We start from the raw sequence: 25,218 nt of genomic DNA, 5'->3' as shown, positions 1-25,218 counted from the left end.
GGCCCACGCCTTCTTCCCGCGGACGTGCTCGTGGGAAGAACACGCGCGCAGCCCGGGTGTGTCTGTTTTTCCTGTTCTATGCGGCCGGATTCCATCAATTGATCTCTCAGCCCGTCTGTGGCGTGACGGGTCCCGATTCCGTGTTTTTTGACAAGGTCCGCTACAACGCGTACGTGCCTCCGGATTTCGAGATCGAGGTTGTTGTTCACAATCCAGCCGGTACACGCATTGATTCGCTCGTTGCCTTTCCTCGATCGAATCCCCGTTTCACGGTCATCTCACCACCGGTGCTCCTTCTCGCGGACTCGTTACTTCCCGGCGATTCTGCACGCGCGCGATTTCATCTCATCGTGCAACCGCGTGCCGTAAGTGGCGAAGACACGGTTATCATGAGCCTCTCCGGTAAATCCGGAATGCGGGGCGAATGTCTCCTCGTGATATGGGTCGAGAAGGAATACAAGCCGGAGAACGTGCTGCTCTGCCCGTCCGACACCGCGTTGCGAATCTCCTTTGTCGATACGCTCAACACGTATGTACCGGCCCCGCTTGTTGTTCCTCTCCGCATCGAAAACCGAGGTGATGCCCCATCAAAAGACACTCGCTTGCTGTATGTCGCGACGCCGGGCCTTGCGCCCGCCGACGGACAGGACGCGATCGTCGACATTGGTACACTGCAGCCCGGAGCTGTAGCGGACCGAATCTTCCGTCTCCGTATCGTACCAAGAACCAGTGATACGACCGTGGGGCTTCGTTTCAAGGTACAGGGGTATGGTGGTCTTGGCGATCGCATCATCGATACAATATGCGAGACGCCGGTCACCATCCCCGCTTTACGCGACGCGGCGTTTGAGTTGCATTGCGATTCCTCGCCACACATCGTTTTCGACCGTGGCGTTTACACGCCGAATCCGTTCGAATGGGCGGTGACAGTGCACAACAGCGGCGACGGCTTTGCGAAGGATGTACGAGCAGCGATCACCCTGCCTTCGAACTACCGCCTCGACTCTCTCGAGCAAAACGAACACACGCTTGGCAATATGCCCGCCGGAAGCATACGGCAGACCACCTGGCGGATACGCGCCCTGCCGGTGACACGTCCCGACACGGGTGTCCTGTGCACCACGGTCTACGACGTCTTTGCGCACAATGCCCAATGCTGCGACACGATAACTTTGCCGCCTGTGCGCAGCTCCGACATGCGCGCGTCATGCCTGCTGCTGCCTGATACCATCGGGATCGATGCATCCACAGGCATATATCAACCGTCGCAAACCGAGGTGCGTCTGCAAATTTCGAATCCGGGAACGGAGGCCGTTGATTCCGTTTGGGCCGAGATCGTCATCGCCGATCCCGACATCGACATCCGCGGCGGCGCACCCGTGCGTCGTCTCGTGGCGGTACGCTTGCTGCCGAATGGTTTTGCGGAAGTATCGTGGATGCTTGCCCCGCGCGCCGTGCCGCAGGATCGGCGGAGCACGATTCTCTTCCGCGTTTCAGGGGTGGAAATTCCGGAACGAATAACCTCGTGTCAACTGCGCATCGCGGCGTCGTTGCTTCCCGCGTTAGTCTGTTCCATGTCGAGCACCCCTGCCGACACCTTGCATTACAACATCGGCACACTGCAGTACGATTCACTCACGCTCAGTGCAGTCGTGCGCAATACAGGATCAATTGCCGCGCGCGGCGTCCGCGTTTCATTGCTCCTGCCTTCGGGCATGGGACTCGCCGCGGGTGATTCCGCCGTGCGGTCGCTTGGAGATGTTTTGGAAACCGGCGGTGAAAGGACGCTGCACTGGCGTCTCGATCCCGCTGTCCGGCGAGATGGCCGGCTCGACACGATTCGTGTCGAATTCCATGTAGGTGCGGTATCCACGTTGTGTGAGGACTGGATATTTATTGTCGGAATTCCACCCGTCACCGTGCTCAGCATTCCGTCCAATAATCTCGCGCAGTACAATCGCGAACTCCGGATTCCGATCGAGATCGACAACGCCGACGGAAAGCAGATTCAGCATATCGACTGTGCCGTGCGGTATAATCCGGCATACCTTGAATTGCTCGACATCGAGAGAACGGGCGATATGCTGGAGAACTGGACCTTTTTCTCTGATTCCAGGCCGGGCCGCATCGATATCTCGGCTCGCAGTGATACGAGCGTGCTCGCGGGCGAGGGGATCCTGATGCATGCGCGCTTCCGCGTCGTGTTCGGAGCGCTCGACGACGCGCTGCGTGCGGTTGTGACACCACTCTCGTTTGATACAGTCACCAGCGCCGTGAACCGCGGCGGAGTGATCGTGCGGTATTTCGACGGAGCGGCCGTGCTGAGCGGTGATTGTCTTCCGCCTTTGAATGCAAGCGACCGGTATGTACTGCTCAATGCCTCGCCGAATCCGACATCCGGTGCGCTCAGCGTGCATGCGGACCTGCGGGAACAGGCGCATCTGCGTCTTGTTGTTGTCGATGCGCTTGGCCGCGAAGTTTATCGGGTCGCCGATGCGATTTTTCATGCAGGCACGCACAGGTTCACCGTACCTGCAGGCCTCCTCCGTGCGGGACGCTACTACATCCTCGCAACGGCTGCGGGACGGACCACCACCTCGGCTGTGACGCTAATACGCTGAACGGAACGTCCGGTTATTGAAAAGTGTAGAGAATGCGCACTTCCGCGTGATGCTGTGAGCTGGATCTCGTTTTGTTCTCCTGTTTCTCTTCGTACGTGCCATTGATTTCCAGCATTCCTTTTTCCAGATTGACGGAATGAAGAAACGTCACTCATCGGAAGCAGACGAGCATCAGGAAGCGCACACCGGCGCTGAATTCGCGGGTGATGCGGCGAAGCACTCACCTGGTGGGACCTTGTCCGTTTCAACCGGATCCACTACGCCTGGAAACCTTGCTCCGGCATATGCGGAAGGCGCGGGGCGTGCGCGCTCACGGGCGCTCGCGGTGGATGAGTACGCCGAAGGTATACTTCGTGGCGACCGCATCGTTCTCGCGCGGGCAATCACACTTATCGAAAGCCGGAAACCCGATGACAACCGGCTCGCTCGCGCTCTGCTCGGCGCCGTTCTCCCCCATTCAGGTCGCGCTGCGCGTGTCGGAATAACGGGCGTCCCAGGCGTCGGGAAAAGTACTTTCATCGAAGCACTGGGATGTATGCTGACGGAAGCAGGGCAGCGTGTTGCCGTGCTGGCGGTCGATCCAAGCAGCCGCATATCCAAGGGCAGTATCATGGGCGACAAGACGAGGATGGAGCGTCTTGCCTCCGATCCCCGCGCATTTATTCGACCGTCACCATCCGCAGGATCTCTCGGAGGAGTTGCGCGCAAAACTCGCGAAGCCATGCTGCTGTGTGAAGCCGCGGGCTTCGATGTTGTGATCGTCGAGACTGTGGGTGTCGGTCAATCCGAAACGGTCGTTCATTCGATGGTTGATTTTTTTCTCCTCCTCATGCTGGCCGGTGCGGGTGATCAGTTGCAGGGGATCAAACGCGGTATCATGGAGATGGCGGATGCACTCGTCATCCATAAAGCCGACGGCGACAACCGGGTTGCCGCCGATCGAGCGCGCGGTGAATACGAACAGGCCATGCATTTCCTGCGCAGTGTTTCGCCGGACTGGTTCCCACCCGTCCTGACCTGTTCTTCGGTCACGCTCGAAGGCATCGCGGACGTGTGGAAGACCATCACGCAGCACCGTGCTCTTATGACACAGAACGGTTACCTCCGTGCGCGACGTGCCGAGCAGGACCGTTCGTGGATGCACGATACCATCCGTGAAGCCCTACAGGACTCGTTCGAAACACATGCAGGCGTTGCGGCGCTTCTCCCGATGCTGGAAAGACAGGTGGAGGAAGGATCCCTTCCCGCTGTCACTGCGGCACAGCAGCTTCTCGATGTGTTTGCAGGTCGGGAAGATGGTACAGTGCCATAACGACACGCGCTGCAACGGATGTTTTGCAGAATATCCGGACAAGGCAAGACGGCAGGACGTGACAGGATTGGTCCACCTCCGAAATCCAAGTGGAGAGCAGTGAACAACCGGATTGAGCCGCAACGTATGACCTCATATCGATCATTCGACACAGAGAAGGAAAACATTTCATGAATACGCAGAGTTTGAAACAGCACACGTTTCACATCTCCAAACATTGGTCGGCATTATTCGCACTGACCCTCGGCATTCTGCTCCTCGCCTGCAGTGCTCCGAAAGAGGAAGTCAAACCAGTTGTGGTCGACGTGAAACCCGAGCCGCTCACACCGCCTCCTGCGAATCGCGTGTTCCAATTCGAGGACAGATACTTCGTGCGTGGCGCCTCGATTGATCTCGAAACAAACATCGACGATCCGCTGCAGGCGATCCGTGTCATCCAACTCAAGGCCGGTTCGAATGAAGTGATCGTGATTTCGAATTTCGAGAAGGCCGAGGCGGGACGCACGCAGGCCTCCGAGACGTGGTTCGGTGTGGAGATGCCCGTGCTTGCGCCCGGCCGCTATCCACTCTCCAGCGCGAAAAATATTCGGTTTTATCGTTTTCTGCTTGGAGATAAACCCGAACGTCTCGACGGCGCGTCCTACGATGGTTTCATCAATATCGAGGAGATCAAGGACGGCTTCATCATCGGCTCACTCAATGCAACTGTCACCGGTATCAGCAAATCTTTCGAGAAACCGTCTCAACCTTTTACGCTTGTATATTCAGGATCATTCCGCATCAAGGACGTGCCCCTCGAGGCAACCGTCATGAAGACGCGGAAATGAGGCATCGGCGCCGCCGAGCGGACGTGTTGCGTGCCGGGGCGTCCTTACCCGTCATCGTGTGTTTCCAAAACAAGCCGCATCTCGTCGCTCTCACCAGATGATGCTCTGATGCGTCAGATCCTCTCGAGACTACGACATTCATTCACCAGGGACCCTTGAATCCGTGAAAACAAAAACACGCTTCGTCTGTCAAACTTGCGGGGCCAGCTCCGGGAAATGGGCCGGCCGCTGTGATTCGTGCGGGACGTGGAATTCCCTCGTCGAAGAAATGGTTGTTCCTGAACCTCGGGGGAAGGGCGCGCGCGGCGGTTCATCCACATCGATGCCGACACCGGTTACGGGTATCGATGCGGCGCGGGATGCGCGGCTGCTGACGGGATTGCCGGAAGTGGACCGCGTCCTAGGCGGAGGCATAGTACCCGGATCCGTCATTCTGCTCGGCGGCGATCCCGGCATCGGGAAGTCGACGCTTATGATGCAAATCTGCGCCCTCCTCGCAGGCAGAGCGGAGAAGACAGTCCTGTATGTCAGCGGAGAGGAATCGCTGCGGCAGATAAAATTGCGAGCCGAACGGTTGCAGGCAATGTCGGACCGCTTCCTTGTCTTGTCGGAAACGAATGTTGATGCCGTGCTCGATGCGATCGACCGCACGGATCCGGCGCTCGTTATAGTCGATTCCATACAGACGATGTACAGGCCCGAACTCGAGAGTGCGCCCGGGAGTATCGCACAGGTGCGTGAATGTGCGGCGCTATTGCAACGCCGCGCCAAAGAAGCCCATGTGCCGGTGATGTTGATCGGGCATGTGACAAAGGACGGAGCCATCGCGGGACCGCGCGTCCTCGAACACATGGTGGATGCCGTCCTGCAGTTCGAAGGTGATCACCATCATGCGTACCGGATCGTGCGCGGTGTGAAAAATCGCTTCGGCTCGACGAATGAAATAGGCATTTTCGAAATGCGTGAAACAGGACTCCGCGAAGTCGCGAATCCGAGCGAGGTGTTTCTGTCAGAGCGGTCGCGGGGCAATTCGGGATCCTGTGTCTGTCCGGTTCTCGAAGGTACCCGTGCCTTGTTGGTGGAAGTGCAGGCGCTCGTCTCGCCCAGCAATTTCGGGATGCCGCAACGCACCGTCTCGGGAATTGATGGCAAACGCCTTTCGCTTCTTCTCGCGGTACTTGAAAAACGATTCGGTTTGCGCACCGGACAGTTCGACGTCTTTGCCAACATTGCAGGCGGAGTCAAGATCGACGAACCTGCAATCGACCTGGCTGTGGCGGCTGCCATTGTGTCCAGCGCGCGCGATACTGCCATCGATCACGCAACCGCTATTATTGGCGAGATAGGACTCGGTGGAGAAATACGGTCGGTGAGTCATCTCGACAAACGTGTATCGGAAGCGGACAAACTCGGGTTCGAAACCATCGTGATTCCGAAAGGTAATCTCAAGGATCGGAGAAAAGGTGGTATCGCGGTGAGAGAAGTGGAATCGCTTGCCGAAGCGATGCGCGTCCTCGTCGGCTGAATCCCTGGCGCCTGCATGCTCACTCTCGGCATCATCCATACTCTGGCGCTTGCAGCGCTGGCTATCTTCCTCGGGCACGGCGTCCGACGGTTGCTGCCCGTATTGGCGCGGCTCAACGTCCCCGCACCGGTGATTGGAGGCATCATCGTATCCCTCGTTGTACTTGCCGCGAGGGAGTGGTGGTCGATCACAGTGTCTTTCGATACTGCACTGCAGGCGCCGCTGATGATTGCATTCTTCACAAGCATCGGCTTTGCCGCGAGTGGCGCGTTGCTCAAAAGCGGCGGTCGCCTCGTACTCGTATTTTTCGGACTTAGCGCAGCGTTTGCCGTGATTCAGAACCTCGCGGGAATCCTGGTGGCTCTGCCGTTCGGCCTCCATCCCCTGTTCGGTGTCCTTGCAGGTTCGGTGACTCTCACAGGCGGACCCGCGACCGGCCTCGCGTTCGCCCCGGTCTTTGAACAGGCCGGAGTGCAAAACGCTGCAGTGCTGGCCGTGGCGACAGCCATGGCGGGCATCGTCAGTGGCGGCCTCGTGGGAGGTCCACTTGCAACGGCGCTCATCAGACGTCGGAAACTTCGGGCACCCTACGCTCAACCTATCAAGGGCGAGACACCCGTGGGGACACACCTCGTGGAAGAACGGATTGCGGAGCCACCGCTGCACGCGCCTCCAGGTGAGGATCGTGAATCCTATCTGCTCTTGAAAAACATCACCGTCATACTTGCCGCCATGTGGATCGGCTCGATCCTGAGCGACACAATCGCAGCGTGGGCGCTGACGCTCCCCGCATACATCGGCGCGATGCTCGCTGCGGCCCTTCTGCGAAACATCGACGATGGCACGCGGCTGATCGGAATTTCTCAGCGAAGTGTCGACGATATCGGAAGTGTCGCCTTGTCACTTTTTATCGCAATGGCGTTGATCACACTCGATCTGCGCGCTCTGGCAGGACTCGCGCTTCCACTCCTCGCCATTCTTGTTCTGCAGATTGTGCTTGTCGCACTGTACTGTCAGCTTGTCTTTAGATGGATGGGACGCGATTACGACGCGGCAGTCATGTGCGGCGGTTTCTGCGGATTCATGCTTGGCACAACGGCAAATGCCATGGCGAATATGGAGACGCTTATCGAGTCCTACGGACCGGCCCCTCGCGCCTATCTCATTGTACCGATGGTCGGGGCGTTCTTCATCGATTTTGCTAACGCGCTCATCATCACCGCGTTCCTGAATATTCTCCGGTAAGCTGTGTCGGCGATAGCCGATTTAATCGAGTTTCGCCGATCCCAACCCGTCTCCCTTCCATAGCATCCAGATGAATACCGGTGCACCGAGTGCAGCCGTGACGGCTCCAACGGGCAATTCTACCGGTGAGAGAACGCTACGCGCCACGATGTCGGAGATTATGAGGAACGCCGCGCCGAAAAAAAACGCGCCGGGAAGTAATACGCGGTGATCCGGTCCGGCGGTTCTCCGCAGCAGATGCGGAATGATCAATCCCACGAATCCGATCGATCCGGAGAAGCTCACCACAGAGGCGGTGAGCATCGATGCAGCCAGGTACAACAGCAGTGATACTCGACGCGCATCGAGCCCAAGATGCGAGGCCTGTTCGTCTCCGAGAGCAAGAACATTCAGTGTGTGTGATTTCACGAACAGGATGCCGCAGACAAGCAGAACGACCGGGGCGACGATGGAAATTGTTGCCGGTGTTGCATGGCCGAGATACCCCAGCAGCCAGAACAGAGCGTTTCGTACCGGATCGCCGACAGTGCTGACCAGTGCCAGGATGATTGCGCTCAGGAACGCGCCCACCATGACACCCACCAGCAGCAAGGTGTTGGAATCGTTCTGCGCGCGTGCACGAGCGAGAATGTGAACTACACCGACAACAAGCGAGGCACCAAGGAATGCGCTCAGTGGTATTGCGCCCCAGAACAGCGCCGCAATGCCCGTGCTCATTGCAATGAGCGCTCCGACTGCGGCTCCGCTCGAAACGCCGAGGATATACGGTTCAGCGAGTACGTTTCGTAGCAGCACCTGAAATACAGCCCCGGCCACGGAGAGTGCACCGCCCGCGAGAGCCGCGAGCACGGTTCGTGGTAATCGAACAAGAAGGACGATGTCCCGTGCCATCGCCGACATGTCCTTTTCCATAAGTCCCGTCCAACTTAGGAGAGCTCGAAGAACGTCCGGAAGCGGAAGAGAGACTGGACCGCTCATCAGCGAGATACAGGCCGCCCCGAGTGTGAGGATTGCGCCTGCAATCGAGATCAGAAGGGCACGGCGCGCGGGATGAGGCCGTGCGGATGTCACGATTGCGCCGACGGGAGAGGCGCGCGATGTTTCTCCACGAGCGTCCACATTGCATCAAGGAGCCGGGTCATTCCTGCACCACTAACAGACGAGAAACGCAACACGGGGCTCCCCAGAGTGCGCTCGAATGCGGTTATACGCTCCTCTGTCTCTTCATCCGCCGCGTCAGTTTTCGAGATAGCGACGAGCGCGGGCTTCTGCGCGAGTTCGGCGCTGTACTGCGCGAGTTCGTTGCGAAGAATCGTGAATGTCTCCCGGTAGTCTTCAGTAGGACTTTCAATCATGATGAGCAGAACCGAAGTCCGTTCAACATGTCGGAGAAATTGCGTGCCGAGTCCCTTCCCTAGGTGCGCACCCTCGATGAGTCCGGGAATGTCGGCGACGGTAAAACTCTCGTATTCGCGGTAGCGGACAATGCCTAGATTTGGTTCGAGGGTTGTGAATGGATAGTCCGCGATTTTTGGACGTGCTGCGGTGATCACCGAAATCAGCGTCGACTTTCCCGCGTTTGGAAGTCCCACTAATCCGACATCCGCTATCAGCTTCAACTCGAGAATGAGTTCTCGTTCCTCGCCTGCGAGGCCGGGCTCCGCGAACCGCGGCGTCTGTTGTGTCGGGGTCGCAAACACGGCGTTGCCCCGGCCGCCTTTGCCACCCAGCGCGGCACGGACTTCCTGGCCGTCCTCAACCAGATCAGCGACCATCTCGCCGGTGGCGGCATCGCGAATGACAGTGCCACAGGGTACGCGCACTATCTCGTCGCGGCCCCACTTTCCATCCTTGCGTGAGGTGCTGCCCGCTGCTCCGCTCTCGGCCTTGTACGTGTGTTTGTAGCGGAGATCGAGCAGTGTGTGCAATTGGACGTCGGCGCGGATGATGACGTCTCCGCCCTTCCCGCCGTTGCCGCCATCCGGACCGCCTTTCGGCACATATTTCTCTCGACGGAAACTGACACAACCCGCCCCGCCTGCGCCGGAGTGTATCTGAATGGCGACCTGATCAACAAACACGCGTGACTACTTCTTTTTTTGGTATCTGCGATAGACGTCATCGGTGAAAGTCACCGCAACGCGTGAATACATGTCGATGTTGAACTTCAGGAACACTTCGTCGATATATTCCGAGGCTTCGCGCCAGGTTGCTCGGCCGTTCAAGGCGTCAATGGCACTTTCGTAGGCCTTGTCGTCACGATTGAAAAGCTTGCGGATGTACTGCTTCTTGTTGTTCGCGTCGATAAGTGTGCGCAAATCACCGAGAGTTGCAATGATGTCCTGCGGAGATGCCTTCGGCTCAGCCGCCGACTCCGTCGGAGCGAACGGCTCGTCTGCAACAACCGTAGCACCCGGTGGCAAAATTGCCCCATCGTGAGTCTGGACTGTATCCACGATCTGCGTTTCCGCAGGCATATGTACGACGGGCATGTGGACCGGTTCCATTGCGGACAGATCAATGTCGGGAATGGCGATTTCGGCCGCAGCGGGCGAGGGGGTTTTAAAATCGTCGTCGGTGAGATCAAGCTGTTTCAGAAAATCGTCATCATCGAGCGACGGTTCCTGGGACGGAAGCCCGGCGAGTGTTTTGTTGAGGTCCGCTGAAATCTCGATGGACGGTTTTGTCTGCTCCTGCTCGATGAATATGTTTTCCGGCAGATTGAATTCGTCCGTTGTTGGCTTTTCCACCGCTGGTGTTTCGTCCTCGAACAGGGAAAAATCCGGGGTTTCTTGCTCGCCGGATATCGCCTCTGTTTCAGATGGCATCTCGAAGTTCGGGACGAGGTCCGGTACAGCTTCTTCCATATATGCATCGAGGGATGTCTCGGGCAACTCGCCGATCGGGATTACAACGTTCTGCCCGGACAATTCCGCATCAATGTCTTCGATGTCGCCGATGTCGCCCGGTTCAACCATGGGGCGCCCAAGATGTCGCGTAACGATTTCACTTATTTCAACTCCGGCGGTGTAGTCGGTTTCTCCGACAAGCATGATCAGATCATGCATTGACATTGTGGGTGAGTGCTCTTTTTCTGATTCGAGACGATTTGCCACCGACGTGATGTTCTTATCGTCATAGAAAATGGACAGTGCCTCGATGGGGACGCGCGAATATTCCGGATCGTCGCCAGGATTAAAGACGTTAAAAATTGGCTGAGAAAGACGGGCGAGTTTGTTGCTGTCGAGATTCCGTACCACTTCGCCGTCGATCAACGTCAGGAATTCTTCAAACCTGTCCTTGGCCAGTGTGTCGAGCTGTTTGGTGCGAGTATAATCCTGCATCACCGCAGCGTAGTATTCGTAGTCGGTGAAGTGCCGCATCTTTTCGAGCACGACATGGGTCGGAATAACCGGTGCGTCCGCAAAGATGTACTTGACAAGCGTCCATTGCGGGCGGCAGACGTAGTTGAACAACAGCTTCACTGTCGCGTCGAGTGTTGTAGAAAATTCCTCGCGTGTAAAGCGCGTGTGTTCCATCGCGACGGAGGCGATGGTGTCGAAGTATTTCCGGACCTGCTCGTCGGAGTAATCGAAATGTGCGGAATCCAGCAGCCGCTTCATCTCTTCGTCGCGCCAGCGCTCGGCCTCGCTCGTAAACACTCGTTTGACGGATGCCGGGACGGGCGACGCCAGAATGGTCTTGAGAAGTACGACGTCGTTATCGCCTATGGTTTGCCTGGTGAGCTGGGCAAGCGCGTCTTCGATCTGGCGTTCAAACATGGCGGAAGTCCGGCGGTGGTGGTGTGCAGGGTCGGTGTGGCAAAAGTAGCAAAAAAAGCGGGGCCGACGAAACCCCGCTTTGCAAATTTGAATGTAATCGTCTGTTCGGTCACTGTATTGACGCAATGCGAGGAGGCAACCGTTTGAACATGTTTTTCTCGATCCGCGTGGCTACTGTGTCGATGAGTGAAGCTTCAAATCCTCGAGTGAGTAACTCATCGCGAGACAGGCCCGCATCGGTCATCCAGTACAAGAGCTCGTCCACTTCGCGGTAGGTAAATCCAAGCTCGCCTTCATCGGTTTGACCGGACCACAAATCGGCGCTCGGCGCCTTCGACACTATTACCTCCGGCACACCGACGGCCTCTGCCAACAGCCACACCTGTGTTTTATACAGATTGCCAAGTGGGTTTACAGCACAGGCGGCATCACCGTGCTGTGTACTGTATCCCAGCAGTACCTCGGTTTTATTGCCAGTACCGACAACGAGTCCTGATTCACGCGCTGATCGGTCATAGAGGTGAATCATACGCAAGCGGGCCATGATATTGCCTCGTCTCACACGGCTCATGTCGGGATCTGTTTCAATCACTGCATCAGCCGCGTGAGTGATATCGATCAACTCCCCGTGTCCGCCCAGAATGGAGAGCACAAGCTGCGCATGGTCAATACTTTCCTTGCTGCTTGTCTTGTACGGCATCATGAGAAAGCGGACGTTTTCCACCCCGAGCGCCTCGACCGCGAGGAAGCCGACAAGCGCGGAATCGACACCTCCGGACAATCCAACAATCGCAGTCTGTAATCCTGCATTGCGGATCTCGGTTCGAAGAAACGAAGTAAGACGGTTTCTGACCGCCGGGATATCGAGAGATAGCTGAGGAAGCATGGGGATCATCGTCTGGTGTGTGGAAAAAGATAGAGACACTGACCGTGAAAAGAAAGGCGTGCTGCTCCAAAATCTCCTAAAAATGCTACAATTTCCAACCAATGGAGACGGGTTATATGGTGTTTTGCCACGATATTGCATTCTGTAGCCAGTCCCTTGACCGCTGCAAGCGAGGAGTGTCTCCGCCGGTATGTGGCGTCTTCGCAACAAAGAAGCCCGTCCCTCGTAAGGATACTGTTGAACAATGCGGTGGAGAAACCATGAAATCGCACATACTCGCTCTAGGACTCTTGCTCGCTGTTGGAATAGGACTGAATTCCACCTCGGCTCAGGAAAAACTCATTCGCCAGGCATCGCTGACAGGCGAAACAGCCATGATTGTGCGAATCGAAGGCGGTATGGGTACGTTGCACGTTCGGCGCGGGGTGTCGAACACCGCGTTCTCACTTGTGCAGCTTTCAGGTGAGTCAGACGATGCCCGGCCAATGGTGAGGTACAATGTCAAGGACGACAAGGGCATTTTGACTGTGGAATTAAATGTCAATGAGAATGAAGACGGCGACGGTTTGGCAGAACTGCTTCATCTTTTCAAGGGGAAGCACGGGGGAGCCTGGCGCCTTGAACTCACGGACCGGATTCCTATTGACTTTCGAATGGAATTTGGCGCAGGGGAGGCAGCGTTAGATTTGACCGGGCTTGTCTTGGCCGGTCTCCGGCTCGAGACAGGTGCAAGCAGTCTTCGCATTCGCAGTGCTGAGCCCAATGCCGCCAGAATCGGGACCGTCTCCATCACCGCGGGTCTGGGATCAATCGAATCGGAATCGCTCGGAAATCTGAATTTTGACAGAATGCGCTTCGAGGGCGGGCTAGGATCGTACGAACTCGATCTCTCTGGCGCTTTGCGCGATGGGGCGCAAATCCGTGCCGAAGTGGGGCTCGGATCGCTCGACATCCTGGTTCCAGCACAGGTTGGAATAATGGCGTTCTGTGAAGACAATTTTCTCAGTTCTTCCGATTTGCATCGCTTCGTGCGTCTCGAGGACGATGTGTACGCGTCGCCCAATTACAAACGCTCATCGAGAAAAGTAAAAATGAACCTCGAGTCGGGCTTGGGATCCGTGTCGGTGCGCGTGAAAAAGTAAGAGACGTGTGGAACGCATGACGTACAACGGCCGGGCATCCCCCGGCCGTTCTGTTTCACCGCAATACGGGATTTTTGTAGTATGAAGACTTCCGATTCCTTCATCAACGAACACTTCGTATGAAACCGACCCACCTCGCCGTGCTGATTCTGTGCCTGATCCCAGTTGTGCTGCGCGCACAGCTTCTTCAACCGATTACTGCACAGGACGCGCTTGCACAAGTCACCGCTCGAGCACAGATGGACCTCGGTCAGAACACTGTTCCGACCAACGTAATATTTCTGGGGCTGCAGTATCAGAATGTCGTTTTAACTCTTGACGCGCAAACAGGCAAGGCGACCGGTTGGTTGTACAGATTCTACGCGCCATCGCTCGATTCGGTTCAGTACTATGTTGCGGTCAAAGTCCCCGTTGCGGGCATAGTCGTCGCTTCAGTCCCTCTCGATACGATAACGCAGGGACTGCCGTTTAATGTGGGCAATGCAATGTTGATCGATCCGTGGGTGGATTCGCCCGCCGCCCTCGCGGCTTCTATGAGTGGCGGAGCCGCGGCTTTTTACCAGACACACGGCGATGCCCGTGTCGCCCTGGCCGTACTGGTGAATAATCCGGTGCAGAATCCCATACTTCCAGCAGGCGAATACTGGATGATCACTCACATCGCAACGGGTGATACGATGACGTGCCTCATCACCGCGGAAAGCGGTGATCCCCTGCGCTGTTCATCGACGAAGGCTCCAAAAATCACGAGTCTGCCGAAGACCGTCGCGCGTGTTGGAGAGCTGTATTCGTACGACGTCGACGCACGCGGCGAACCCGCGCCCACATACAGCCTGTCTGCCAAACCCGCGGCGATGGTGATCGACAGTGTGTCCGGAATTGTATCCTGGACTCCAACGGCCCAGCAAGTCGGCGTGGCGAGTGTCAACATCAAGGCGCAGAACACAAACGGCTCAGATGTGCAGTCGTTCCAGATCGTGGTGGAGGAATCCGCGCGCCCGCCGAAAATCACGTCACAACCGCCCGCCGAAGTACTCGCAGGTGATGTCTACCAATATCAGCTCACTGCTTCAGGTTCACCCCGTCCCGTGTTCCTCCTCGGCGCAGGGCCCGCAGGGATGATCATCGATCAGGGCAGAGGAATTGTGAATTGGTCGCCCACACGCGCGCAGGCGGGTCAGCATCAGGTCGCGATCGTGGCTCGCAACACCGCCGGTCTCGACACGCAGCGGTACACGCTCACAGTCGTTGCGGAACCGCGACTTCCAGCATTACAGAATCAACGGATCAAAGCAGGACAAGTCCTTTCACTCACAGCAGCGGCCGAGGGATACCCAGCACCGCAGTATACGCTCCTCATGTTCCCAGCAGGAATGACTATCGACAACAACAGCGGGGCGTTGACGTGGACTCCGACGCTGCAGCAACTCGGATCACACAATGTCATCGTTGAAGCCCGGAATCGCATTGGTGCTCACCCGCAGGGATTCACCGTGCAGGTCGACGATCCCACCGCTCTGCTACCGATTCCAGATGCAGCAGATTTGTGCATCGAATCTATTTCCCCGCAGCCGGTGCGAATCATGCAGCCGGTCCTGATGGTGCTGCGCAGCGGACACGAAGGCCGTATGCGGCTCGATATCACCGATGCACTCGGACGCATTGTGTGGTCATCGTCGGTGTATGTCGGGATGGATGCACCGGTACGCCTGCAGTGGGACCTTCGGGATATGCAGGGGAAAGCGGTTCCAGCCGGAGTGTACTTCGCTCGCGCATCCATGCACGGAATGTTTGTCCAGCAGTCACTGCGGGTTCTGCGATGATTCCAGCGGCTGAAGCCCTCGTGCGCCTACGGGCCGGCAATGAACGATTCGCCCGCGATGCACGGAATCCGGAGCCCCTTCTGGGTCACTCCCACCGCGAAGAACTTCTTGGCGGTCAGTCGCCGTTCGCAATCGTTCTTGGCTGTTCAGATTCCAGAGTGCCCGCGGAGCTTGTGTTTGACCAAGGGATCGGCGCGCTGTTTGTCATCCGCGTCGCGGGCAATATCGTCGCTCCATCCCTCGTCGGCAGCGTGGAATTTGCTGTATCGCAATTCAACACGCGCCTTGTCGTTGTGCTCGGTCACACACGATGTGGCGCCATTCAAGCCACGCTCAATGAGTTGGAACGCGGCGGTGCGAGCCCTTCGAGGAACATCTATTCCATCGTCAATCGTATCAGGCCTTCCATTGAGCCACTCATCGAGGCGTCGACACGGCCAGACCATGAGACACTGATGCATCTGGCGGTGCGCGCAAACGTTCGTGCTTCCGTCAACCACCTCAGGCACGGGTCCGAACTTTTGGAGCAGTCCATCCTGCAGGACGGACTCCGCGTTATTGGTGCGGAGTATTCTCTCGAGACCGGTGTTGTCGACTTTTTCGACGTGGACGATCTTTAGGCCTGCCATTCTCTTCAGGTATCATCCGCTACATGGTTGCCGGATGTTGGGCTGATAAAATTCGTGCCTTGCGGCAGGAATTCCGCCTTATTTCTTCGGTGTAAAATCCAGCGAGACCGAGTTGATGCAGTACCGCAGGCCGGTTGGTTTCGGGCCATCGTCGAATACGTGGCCGAGATGTGCGCCACACTTACTGCAGAGTACTTCGGTGCGGTCCATGCCGAGCGTCCTGTCGACATCGGTTTCGACAACTTTTTCATCGGCGGGAGCCCAAAAACTCGGCCAGCCGCTCCCTGAATCATACTTTGTGTCTGAAGTGAACAGCGCCTGTCCGCAGGCGGCGCAGACGTATACACCGGGGTCCTTGGTCTTGTAATACTTGCCTGTGAAGGCCATCTCTGTTCCCTTTTCACGCATCACCCGATACTGTTCCGGAGTGAGGCAGGTCTGCCATTCGGCTTGCGACTTCTCGATCTTGTTCTCCATCTTCTTCCTCGCTTTCTTCAGTGAATCTGCGGCTGCGATTCCAGGATTGGTGTCATGCCCTGCCGATCCGACCGCCTCCGCGTCTCTGCATCCGGCTGCTGCGAGCAGCAGCACAAGTGTAATATACCGCATGATGTACTCGTCCTTTGTGTTGTTGCATTCATCGCTTCAACACGCAGGCCATCCGCTTGGTTCACACGCGGCTGGTCAGAAACGACGGACCATCGTTGCACCCTTTCTCAGGATGCGGATCGGCAGCGTGACTCGTTGCCCCGTCACCTTCCCCACCGTATTTTAGGACATGGAACAACACCAATACGATGTAATCGTTGTAGGCAGCGGACCCGGAGGAGAGGGCGCCGCGATCAATGTCGCCAAGGCGGGAAAATCGGTCGCAGTCATTGAGCGCTACGTGAAGGTCGGCGGTGGATGCACCCATTGGGGAACGATTCCCAGCAAGAAACTCATCCACGTCACGCAGCAATATGCTGCTCTGAAAAAAAACGCGCTTTTCGGCAAAATGGCGCAGACGTACCGGATCACGTATCGCGAATTGATGGCCTCGGTTCAGGATGCCGTCGAAACGCAGGTTCAGGAGAGACAGGGTTTCTACGACCGAAATAATGTGGATGTCGTCGAAGGACTCGCCCGCTTCCACGATCCTCATACGCTCATTGTACTCGATGTGGAAGGTGTCGAACGGCTGTACAGCGCGTCACACTTTGTCCTCGCGCCCGGATCGCATCCGTACCATCCGGCCGACATTAATTTTTCACACCCGCGTGTTGTGGACAGTGATACGGTGCTGATGCTCGGTGACACACCGTCAACGATTTCGATCTACGGTGCAGGAGTCATAGGATGCGAGTACGCTTCCGCGTTCCGTGGTCTGGGCGTCAAAGTGAATCTTATCAACACCCGCGCACGCCTGCTCGAATTTCTCGACGATGAAGTGACGGACGCACTGAGTTATCACCTTCGGGATCAGGGTGTCCTGATTCGTCATAACGAGGAATACGCGGCCGTCGAACCGCTTGATGACGGTGTGATTCTACATTTGAAAACCGGCAAGAAAATCAAGACCGATGTGCTGCTTTGGGCAAACGGCCGCTCGGGTAATTCGGCGGAGCTTGGTCTCGAGGCGATTGGAATTACGCCCGACCACCGCGGCAACATTCCGGTGAACGAACACTATCAAACAAAGCTGCCCCACATCTATGCCGTCGGGGATATCGTCGGATTTCCAAATCTCGCGAGCGCCGCGTACGATCAGGGCCGTTTCGCTGGAACGCACATTGTGCAAGGGTGCGGTGACGAGCGCCTCGTCCATGATGTGCCGACAGGGATCTACACGACTCCGGAGATAAGCACGATCGGCCGCACGGAACGCGAGCTCACCGCAGCAAAGATTCCGTACGAGGTGGGCCACGCCTTTTTCAGGAATCTGGCGCGCGCCCAGATAACGGACCGCAAGGTTGGCATGCTGAAAATATTGTTCCACCGCGAAACGCTTGAAATACTCGGCATCCATTGTTTCGGCTACCAGGCGGCGGAAATCCTGCACATCGGTCAGGCCATCATGTCGCAAAAGGGCGAAGCGAATTCGCTTCGGTATTTTGTTAATACGACGTTCAACTATCCCACCATGGCCGAAGCATACCGTGTTGCCGCGTTAAACGGACTCAATCGAATTTTTTAAAATCGGGCGGACTCCACACCTTCCACCCCCTCACTATACCGTGGTGTCGGCGGAACACACGCCCGCCCGGCCGCGACAATTCACCTTGTATCACACAACAACCGCACCCTTATGGCAGCGCCATCCACGCTCGAAAAAATAGTCTCTCTCGCCAAACGGCGGGGATTTGTCTTCCAGTCATCCGAGATCTACGGAGGCCTGAACGGGTGTTGGGATTACGGCCCTCTCGGCGTTGAGCTTCTGCGCAACGTGAAGGAGGCGTGGTGGAAGGCGATGACGTTCCGCGACGATGTAGAGGGGCTCGACGCGTCGATTCTTATGCATCCGCGCGTGTGGGAGGCCTCGGGACATGTCGAGAATTTTACAGATCCGATGGTCGACTGCCGCGAATGCAAGAGTCGTTACCGCCTCGATGTGCTCTATGAGTCGTACAATGAAAAACGCCGGAAGAAAATCGCGGAGGCATACGCTGAATATCTCGGTGCCGAACAAACCCGGAAGGATGCCTTCCTCGCATTGAGCCGTGACGAGCAGCTTGTGGTAGCCGGAGACGCGCTTATCGATGACGCCGCAGTCTTCGACACGCTGAATACAAAGGAACTCCTGGCGTGCCCGAATTGCGGACGTGCGGGGACCTTTACTATTCCGCGAAAATTCAATCTGATGTTCAAGACGTTTGTCGGACCGGTCGAAGATTCCAGCGCAGTGGTATACCTGCGTCCAGAGACGGCACAGGGCATTTTTGTGAACTTCCTGAATGTCGCACAGTCGATGCGCCAGAAGGTGCCCTTCGGCATAGCGCAGATCGGGAAGGCCTTCCGCAACGAGATCAACACCAAAAACTTCCTGTTCCGTACGCGCGAGTTCGAGCAGATGGAGATGCAGTTTTTTGTTGTTCCCGGCACGGATATGGAATGGTACGAACGCTGGCGCGAACAGCGCATGCAGTGGTTTGTTGATCTGGGTATGGAACGCGGTAAACTTCGCTTTCATCCGCATGCGCCTGAAAAACTTGCGCACTATGCCCGCGCTGCCGTCGACATCGAATTCGAATTTCCTTTCGGGTGGGGCGAGATCGAAGGCATACATAACCGCACGGACTTCGACTTGACACGCCACGCGGAGTATTCGGGTAAGAGTCTCGAGTTTTTTAATGAAGACACCAAGGAGAAGTACGTTCCATTCGTGATCGAAACTTCCGCCGGTGCGAGCCGATCGGTTATGGCCTTCTTGACGGCTGCCTACGAAGAAGAACAGCTCGAGAAAGAAACCCGCACGGTGCTGCGCTTCCACCCGAAACTTGCCCCGTACAAGGCGGCGGTTCTCCCGCTCGTCAACCGCGATGGCATGGATGAGCTTGGACTCCGGCTCTATCGCGAATTGCAGAAGGAATACAAGGTGTTCTACGACGACAGCGGTTCAGTCGGCCGGCGTTATCGCAGGCAGGACGAAATCGGCACGCCGTATGGCATTACTGTCGATTCGCAAACACTCGAGGATCAGACGGTCACTGTGCGCGATCGTGATTCCATGCAACAGGAACGCATTGCCATGAGCGCCTGTGGAGAGTATCTCCGTGTAAAGCTCAACGTGTAACACGCGCGTCCGCGCGTGTGTATTCGTGTGTGCGCCGGCTGATTGTGTGGCGCATCACCACACCACGTTACCTGCCGGCGAGCCAGCCGAGTGGATTCTGTTTTGACTTCTGCCGCCAGATCTCGAAATGGATCTGTGGTCCGTTTGTTCCTTCACCGCAGGATGCGATCGTCTGTCCGGCCTTGACGCGCTGTCCCTCACGTACACCGATGGAGGCGAGATGTGCGTAGACCGTAAAGAACCCGTCGTCGTGATTCACAATCACAAGGTTGCCGTATCCGGCGATAAAGTACACCATTGAAACCGTGCCGTCGGCTACTACGCGTACTGGAGATCCCGCAACACCTGCGATATCGATGCCGTTGCTTATCGTCACTGTGCCGTGTTTGGGATTGACCTGTTCCCCGAATCCTCCAATAACACGGCCTTGTGCGAGCGGCCAGGGGAGGCGTCCTCGCAATCGTCCAAATGCGGTTTCAGACAATGCCTTGCTGGGCAGTGAGACGATGCGATCACTCGACGAGTTGGTCGAGGATCTGCCGCCACGCGAAGAACGGGCCGATTCCGATTTGCGCGCCGCCGCGAGCCGCTTGGCCTGTTCGCGTTCGATCAAATCCGCGATAAGTCGCTCGAGTTTTGCGGCTGCCGCCTGCTTGCGTTTAAGTTCCGTCGCGTACGCGGCCTTGTCCTCGCGCACCTTCTCGAGAAGAGATTTGTGTTCGACAACTTTGCGCTGCAGAATCTGCTCCTGCTGCGCCTTTTCTGAGACGCGTTTTTTCTGCTCGAGGACTTTCTCCTCGAGGAGCAATTTCTGTGCGGTGATCGCCTCCTGCCTCTCGCGGATCTCCGAGGCCACACGCCGTTGCCGTGTGGAGAATGCCCGAAGATATCTGGAACGGATCAGCATTTGATTCAGCGACGTTGAACTCAGCAGCAGTTCAGTATCGTGCATCTGGCCGCGTTTGTAGGCATTGACTATCGAGCGTGCGTAGGATGATTTAACCCCTCTCAGTCGCTGCGTTTCGATCGCCAGAGTGCTCGCGGCAGAGTGGATCTCCTGCTGATTCTCTCCTATCTCGTTGTGCAGATGTGATACTACCTGGCGAATGAGCGACGTTTGTCTGTCGAACATCTCGATGCGCTCGACTGTGCCGCGCTCGGTCCGTCGGCTCTCCGCCAAACGATCTTCGTATTCGCGGATCTCTTTGCGAATTCGTTCGAGTTCACCTTGCTGCAGACGAATCGCCCTTGTCTGGGGAACCGTGCCAGCGGCCTGCTCTCTTGATGTTCTGCTTCCCTGTTTTCCGGACTTCGGCGAAGTGGATGCGTTTCTGTTCTTTCCTGTGTTCCGTCGTGCATCATTACGCTGGACTTTTGAAGAGCTGCGCGCGTTCTTCGAAGAAGAAGATGCACCCTGCCGCGAGGGCTTCGACACGTTGCTCTTGTCTTTTTTCTTCGCGCCCGGCTTCGCGCTTTGATTCTTCTTACCAACGCTGGACTTCTTTGTGGAGGATCCCTTTGAAGATTTTCCGTCGCCGCCACGCATGGACGATGTCGGCGCCTTTTTTCTTTCCGCCGTACTATCCTGATGCGGAAGACACAGAAGCACCGACAGCACCAGGGAGATAATAACTTTTGCTGTGCGACGAGACATGAGCGTCCGTACTATTCATGAGATAATACGGAATAAATCCGACGAAGGAAAGTAAAATCAATCGCTTGCGGCGATTGATTTGTGCGGATTCGCAGGTGTGCGCGCCGAGGTCCTTTCAGGACAACTAAAAGTTGATTTTGTTGGCGGATTTCGGGTATCGAAAACTAAAATCGACCGGCATGTCGTTTAACACGAGCCGTTCAAATGAGATTGTCAGATTTTCAGATTTCGGAGGACGGGCAATCACTATCTGAGTCGGCAGTGATATGTCGCTTCGTCTCCGGAAATCCCGGAACGTCACCTTTTCCAGAAGTGCTCCATCGGGGCCCAGTATGCGTCTTTCAGTCACGGCGGCGTTTTCGAGGTCGACTACGTACTCGATGGTTTCACGTTCACCCGCTTGTACGAGGATGTATGCACCTGCTTCTCGCCTCCCGGTGAGAGATCCCGATGACGGGATGGATGCTGCGCCGGCTACAGCAGAAGCGACATCCTGAAAATCGACTTCGATGCGGAGGACTGCCTTTAAGTTACGCGAACTGGTGCGTCCGGTAAGAATCGTGTTTTCGAGGCCGTTGTATATCTGGAACGCCTGGTTGGTCACCAGACCTTTTGCGACGCCGATCCCGAAAGGTCCGGTGATATCGATGTACATCGAGTCGGGGCGTGAGATGCGCACCTGAATATTGCCGCTGTTCGATATCTCCGGCGTCTCAATGCTGACGGTTCCGTAGCCCTGAACGGTCCGGATCGCGGCACTGCGTACGTTGACCGCGGCTACAACAGTTGCTGGATCGAGAGGTCCTTCTTCAGGAAGCCCCTTTGTGCTGGAACATGATGAGAGAAGCAGACACGCACAACACAATGCGCAAAGCGTGGTGATGATCGGGAGGGTGGTACTCTTCATGGCGCGACGAATATAGGCCCCAGGCAGTGGCTGAACAAGGGGGAAACAGGGTGGTTGCTCGACAGTCACAATCGTATACGAAGAGGAATGCGGATTTCCGCAGTGTGATGTATCTTCCGGTGCAATGATTCACCGACATACCGGTCATAGTCATCACGTGCATACCCACATGCACGACGCGGATCCGCCTGGCAGCCGTGAGGTCCACGGACATTCGCATGCGCACACATTACCCCGCATCTCGAGGCGTGACGAGAAACGGCGGCTTGGATGGGCGATCGTTTTTACATCGGCGATACTCTTTGTCGAGTTTGTTGGCGGGTTGTTGTCCGGGAGCCTCGCGCTCATTTCGGATGCGGGGCATATGCTGGTAGACTCTCTATCGCTGGTGATGAGTTATATCGCATTGAACTTGGCCACGCGTCCGGTGAGAGGTCGCTTCACGTACGGCCTGCGACGCGTCGAGATCCTTGCGGCGCTGGTGAACGGTGTCACTCTGCTCCTGGTGTGCGCTTTTATTGGGTATGAGGCGGTGCAGCGGCTCATGCACCCTGCCGCGGTTGATGCTCCGATGATGCTCGGTATCGCCCTGGTGGGAATCACCGCAAATATCGCCTCGGCGTTGCTCCTCAAACACGCACACACGCTGAACGCGCGCAGCGCCTTTCTCCATGTGCTCGGCGATCTCTTTTCAAGCGCCGGGATCGTTGTAGGGGGAGTGGTAATGCTGCTGTGGGATGTGCCGTGGCTGGATCCTGCGCTGTCGCTCGCGATTGCGGTTGTGGTCGTCGTAAGTGCTTACCGCCTCACACGCGAGGCCGTTGCGATACTTCTCGAAGCTGCTCCCGACGGAGTCGATATCACACGGATTCACGATGCGATCCTCGATCTTCCGTACGTAACCGGTGTGCACGATTTCCATGTATGGACTATCACATCCGATCTGCATGCCGTGAGCTGCCACATCGTTCTTCACCCGGATAACACGTCCGCGCATGATCACGTGCTCGCGGAAATTTCGCAGCTTCTGCGTGAGCAGTATCACATAGAACACACAACTCTCCAGCTCGAGTCACGTGCGTATAACGACGGTGAAACGGCCTGCCTCTCCTGCTGATTTCTTGGAACGGAACACTTTTTTCGTCCGAAATCCCAACAAAACCACAGTATTTGAGGATGCGGGTTGACTTTTATTGCCAAAAACCCTAAGTTCCCTATTCTTGAAAGGTGCATCACTACGAATGACCGGAAAAAAGACAATGTATGCAGTCGTAGCAATCGGCGGACAGCAGTTTAAAGTGACGGAGGCGCAAACCCTCTACGTCCCTCTGATCGACACAGAGGTCGGCTCCACCGTCGAATTCTCCCAGGTTCTGATGTTCTCCGATGATACAAACGTGAAAATCGGAACACCAGTCGTGAATGGTCTTACAGTCACGGCGAAAGTGCTCGCGCACATCAAGGACGACAAAGTCCTGGTGTTCAAGAAAAAGCGCCGCAAAGGGTATCAGAAGATGAATGGCCACCGCCAGCGTCTGACCCAGATTTCCATCGAGAGTATCAAGAATTAAGCGGGACGGAGAACAGTCATGGCACATAAAAAAGGTCTCGGTAGCTCCCGCAACGGGCGCGACAGCAATCCGCAGTATCTCGGCGTGAAGGCCTTCGGCGGCGAAATCGTCACCGCAGGATCCATCATCGTGCGCCAGCGTGGCACAAAATTTCATCCGGGTCTCAACGTGGGCAAGGGCAGTGACGATACGCTCTTTGCGTTGATTGAGGGACGTGTGGAATTCCAGCGCATGGGCCGCGATAAAAAACGCGTCAATATCGCACCGGTCGAATAATTTCGACCAGGTCTCAGGTCGTAAAACGGGATGTCGTCTTGACATCCCGTTTTCTTATATTGGTATTCCAACATCGGACACATTGCCGCGCAAAAGCCGACTGGCCGCGCACATATACCATCGACTATTCCTCGCATCACTCACTTCGATCAGGAGACCGATCGCGCATGAAAAAGCTCGGATCAACCTTCGCCGCTCTGCTATCCGCGGTGTTGCTCTTCGTCTGGCTGCCGGGTTGCAGCGACGACGACAACGGCACGAACAACAACAACAACAATACCGGCTCAACCAAGATCTACATGGAGTTGAAAGCCGCCTCGCAGTACAAGTACAACCGGACCGAACTCGACTCGGCCAACAACCCGATAACCAGCACGAAGCACGACTACTGGATCGATGTCAAGGGCAACGGCAATCTGCTCCTCGGTGCGTACAAGGATTGGTTCTACCGCATCGGCACCGACAAGGCGACGAACGAGAAAGACACCTTGTTCATTCGCACAAACACCGGATCATCCGGCGGCAATTCCTTCACAAAGGAAGTTCAGGTCTACGGTTTTCTGAGCGAAGCTCTGCAGGCATTTGTCGATCTCTTTGCCGCGCAGTTTCCGATTCAACCGCCTACAGTTCCTGGACCCAAATGGGATCCTATCGCAAAATTCATGGATGACCAAGGCGCCATTCTCCCGATCGGTACCGAGTGGTACATCAGCAACGTGAATGGTGAAGCCCTGAACTTCAACCTGTCGGGTGTGCCTGTGACGGTCAACGTGATCATCAAGGGCAAATTTGAAGCCAAGGATGAAGTTATCATGGTCGGTACCAAATCGGTGAAGACATGGAAAACAACGGTCACCATCACTGCCACGCTGCCGTTCGGCTCACCTGTCGTTCTGAAGATCGGCATGTGGTTCTCCGACGATCCCGATGCGCAGGTGAAAGTCCGCCAGGAAAGCGCAGTGATCACCATACCCTTCATGGGCACTTTGCCAATCCCCGGTGATCTCCAGGAGATGTACTCCTACTTCGAATAATATCGGACAGAATACTCCGTAAAAGCCCCGCTCAGCGGGGCTTTTTTTTTACCCCTCCAAGACACGAGGCCTACACCGTTTCACGCCTTCACGCCTTTACGCCTTCACGCCTTTACGCCTTCACGCCTTTACGCCTTCACGCCTTTACGCCTTCACGCCTTTACGCCTTCACGCCTTTACGCCTTCACGCCTTTACGCCTTCACGCCTTTAC

The 25,218-nt window shown here is 56.3% G+C and carries 22 protein-coding genes; 15 read left to right on the top strand and 7 right to left on the bottom strand.

What is annotated here, in order from left to right:
* Nucleotides 1-56: 56 nt before the first annotated feature.
* From HY962_04150 to gltS, 5 genes are all read left to right on the top strand, one after another.
* On the top strand, nt 57-2,621 hold the full coding sequence (locus HY962_04150; protein ID MBI5646101.1) for a hypothetical protein: 2,565 nt from the start codon (nt 57-59) through the stop codon (nt 2,619-2,621).
* Nucleotides 2,622-2,757: 136 nt separating this feature from the next.
* Nucleotides 2,758-3,933 carry a methylmalonyl Co-A mutase-associated GTPase MeaB gene (gene meaB / locus HY962_04145; GenBank protein MBI5646100.1) on the top strand — a complete coding sequence of 392 codons (1,176 nt, stop codon included), beginning with the start codon at nt 2,758-2,760 and terminating at the stop codon, nt 3,931-3,933.
* Between the two features lie 170 nt (nt 3,934-4,103).
* Nucleotides 4,104-4,760 carry a hypothetical protein gene (locus tag HY962_04140; protein MBI5646099.1) on the top strand — a complete coding sequence of 219 codons (657 nt, stop codon included), beginning with the start codon at nt 4,104-4,106 and terminating at the stop codon, nt 4,758-4,760.
* A 136-nt stretch (nt 4,761-4,896) separates the two neighbouring features.
* On the top strand, nt 4,897-6,285 hold the full coding sequence (gene radA, locus HY962_04135) for a DNA repair protein RadA (protein ID MBI5646098.1): 1,389 nt from the start codon (nt 4,897-4,899) through the stop codon (nt 6,283-6,285).
* A 15-nt stretch (nt 6,286-6,300) separates the two neighbouring features.
* Nucleotides 6,301-7,530: a sodium/glutamate symporter gene (gene gltS / locus HY962_04130; GenBank protein ID MBI5646097.1), complete on the top strand. Its 1,230-nt coding sequence runs from the start codon at nt 6,301-6,303 to the stop codon at nt 7,528-7,530.
* 21 nt (nt 7,531-7,551) lie between these two features.
* On the opposite strand, the gene HY962_04125 is transcribed toward gltS, so the two are convergent.
* The 4 genes from HY962_04125 to HY962_04110 are packed head-to-tail and all read right to left on the bottom strand — an operon-like array spanning nt 7,552 to nt 12,198.
* Nucleotides 7,552-8,601 carry an iron ABC transporter permease gene (locus HY962_04125; GenBank protein ID MBI5646096.1) on the bottom strand — a complete coding sequence of 350 codons (1,050 nt, stop codon included), beginning with the start codon at nt 8,599-8,601 and terminating at the stop codon, nt 7,552-7,554.
* Nucleotides 8,598-9,611: a GTPase ObgE gene (obgE, locus tag HY962_04120; GenBank protein ID MBI5646095.1), complete on the bottom strand. Its 1,014-nt coding sequence runs from the start codon at nt 9,609-9,611 to the stop codon at nt 8,598-8,600. Before obgE ends, HY962_04125 begins: the two co-directional genes overlap by 4 nt.
* A 6-nt stretch (nt 9,612-9,617) precedes the next feature.
* Nucleotides 9,618-11,438, bottom strand: coding sequence for a hypothetical protein (locus tag HY962_04115; GenBank protein ID MBI5646094.1), 1,821 nt, complete (start codon nt 11,436-11,438; stop codon nt 9,618-9,620).
* The gene (locus HY962_04110) at nt 11,422-12,198 is read right to left on the bottom strand and encodes an NAD+ synthase (GenBank protein ID MBI5646093.1); all 777 of its coding nucleotides are present in this window, start codon (nt 12,196-12,198) and stop codon (nt 11,422-11,424) included. The genes HY962_04115 and HY962_04110 overlap by 17 nt, the downstream gene beginning before the upstream one ends.
* A gap of 260 nt (nt 12,199-12,458) precedes the next feature.
* On the opposite strand from HY962_04110, the gene HY962_04105 reads away from it, so the two are divergent.
* The 3 genes from HY962_04105 (at nt 12,459) to HY962_04095 (ending at nt 15,783) form a co-directional block, all read left to right on the top strand.
* A complete protein-coding gene (locus HY962_04105) occupies nt 12,459-13,340 on the top strand; it encodes a hypothetical protein (GenBank protein ID MBI5646092.1) in 882 nt (293 codons plus the stop codon).
* Nucleotides 13,341-13,459: 119 nt separating this feature from the next.
* The gene (locus HY962_04100) at nt 13,460-15,163 is read left to right on the top strand and encodes a putative Ig domain-containing protein (GenBank protein ID MBI5646091.1); all 1,704 of its coding nucleotides are present in this window, start codon (nt 13,460-13,462) and stop codon (nt 15,161-15,163) included.
* Complete coding sequence (locus HY962_04095) at nt 15,160-15,783, top strand: carbonic anhydrase (protein MBI5646090.1); 624 nt, start codon at nt 15,160-15,162, stop codon at nt 15,781-15,783. The genes HY962_04100 and HY962_04095 overlap by 4 nt, the downstream gene beginning before the upstream one ends.
* Nucleotides 15,784-15,870: 87 nt before the next feature.
* Here the strand turns inward: HY962_04095 and msrB are convergent, their stop codons facing one another.
* A complete protein-coding gene (gene msrB / locus HY962_04090) occupies nt 15,871-16,269 on the bottom strand; it encodes a peptide-methionine (R)-S-oxide reductase MsrB (GenBank protein ID MBI5646089.1) in 399 nt (132 codons plus the stop codon).
* A 301-nt stretch (nt 16,270-16,570) separates the two neighbouring features.
* On the opposite strand from msrB, the gene sthA reads away from it, so the two are divergent.
* Both sthA and HY962_04080 read left to right on the top strand, forming a co-directional pair.
* Entirely contained in the window at nt 16,571-17,968 is a 1,398-nt protein-coding gene (sthA, locus tag HY962_04085; GenBank protein MBI5646088.1) for a Si-specific NAD(P)(+) transhydrogenase, read from the top strand.
* Between the two features lie 111 nt (nt 17,969-18,079).
* Entirely contained in the window at nt 18,080-19,564 is a 1,485-nt protein-coding gene (locus HY962_04080; protein ID MBI5646087.1) for a glycine--tRNA ligase, read from the top strand.
* A gap of 67 nt (nt 19,565-19,631) precedes the next feature.
* Here the strand turns inward: HY962_04080 and HY962_04075 are convergent, their stop codons facing one another.
* Nucleotides 19,632-20,696, bottom strand: a complete 1,065-nt coding sequence (locus HY962_04075) for a peptidoglycan DD-metalloendopeptidase family protein (protein MBI5646086.1) — start codon at nt 20,694-20,696, stop codon at nt 19,632-19,634.
* 4 nt (nt 20,697-20,700) lie between these two features.
* Between HY962_04075 and HY962_04070 the strand changes: the two genes are divergently transcribed.
* Nucleotides 20,701-21,042: a hypothetical protein gene (locus HY962_04070; GenBank protein ID MBI5646085.1), complete on the top strand. Its 342-nt coding sequence runs from the start codon at nt 20,701-20,703 to the stop codon at nt 21,040-21,042.
* Nucleotides 21,043-21,342: 300 nt separating this feature from the next.
* On the opposite strand, the gene HY962_04065 is transcribed toward HY962_04070, so the two are convergent.
* The gene (locus tag HY962_04065) at nt 21,343-22,194 is read right to left on the bottom strand and encodes a DUF4292 domain-containing protein (GenBank protein ID MBI5646084.1); all 852 of its coding nucleotides are present in this window, start codon (nt 22,192-22,194) and stop codon (nt 21,343-21,345) included.
* Nucleotides 22,195-22,294: 100 nt separating this feature from the next.
* Here HY962_04065 and HY962_04060 point away from each other — a divergent pair, with 100 nt between their 5' ends.
* The 4 genes from HY962_04060 to HY962_04045 all read left to right on the top strand — a co-directional run bounded on the left by HY962_04060 (nt 22,295) and on the right by HY962_04045 (nt 25,006).
* On the top strand, nt 22,295-23,242 hold the full coding sequence (locus HY962_04060; protein ID MBI5646083.1) for a cation transporter: 948 nt from the start codon (nt 22,295-22,297) through the stop codon (nt 23,240-23,242).
* A gap of 142 nt (nt 23,243-23,384) precedes the next feature.
* Complete coding sequence (gene rplU, locus HY962_04055) at nt 23,385-23,696, top strand: 50S ribosomal protein L21 (protein ID MBI5646082.1); 312 nt, start codon at nt 23,385-23,387, stop codon at nt 23,694-23,696.
* An 18-nt stretch (nt 23,697-23,714) separates the two neighbouring features.
* Nucleotides 23,715-23,972: a 50S ribosomal protein L27 gene (rpmA, locus tag HY962_04050; protein ID MBI5646081.1), complete on the top strand. Its 258-nt coding sequence runs from the start codon at nt 23,715-23,717 to the stop codon at nt 23,970-23,972.
* Between the two features lie 167 nt (nt 23,973-24,139).
* A complete protein-coding gene (locus HY962_04045) occupies nt 24,140-25,006 on the top strand; it encodes a hypothetical protein (protein MBI5646080.1) in 867 nt (288 codons plus the stop codon).
* The last annotated feature ends 212 nt before the right edge of the window (nt 25,007-25,218 follow it).

The sequence above is a fragment of the Ignavibacteriota bacterium genome, from assembly GCA_016218045.1.
Taxonomy (GTDB): domain Bacteria; phylum Bacteroidota; class Ignavibacteria; order SZUA-365; family SZUA-365; genus JACRFB01.
Note: the sequence above shows the minus strand (reverse complement) of the source record. Positions and strands in the feature narration are given on the sequence as shown.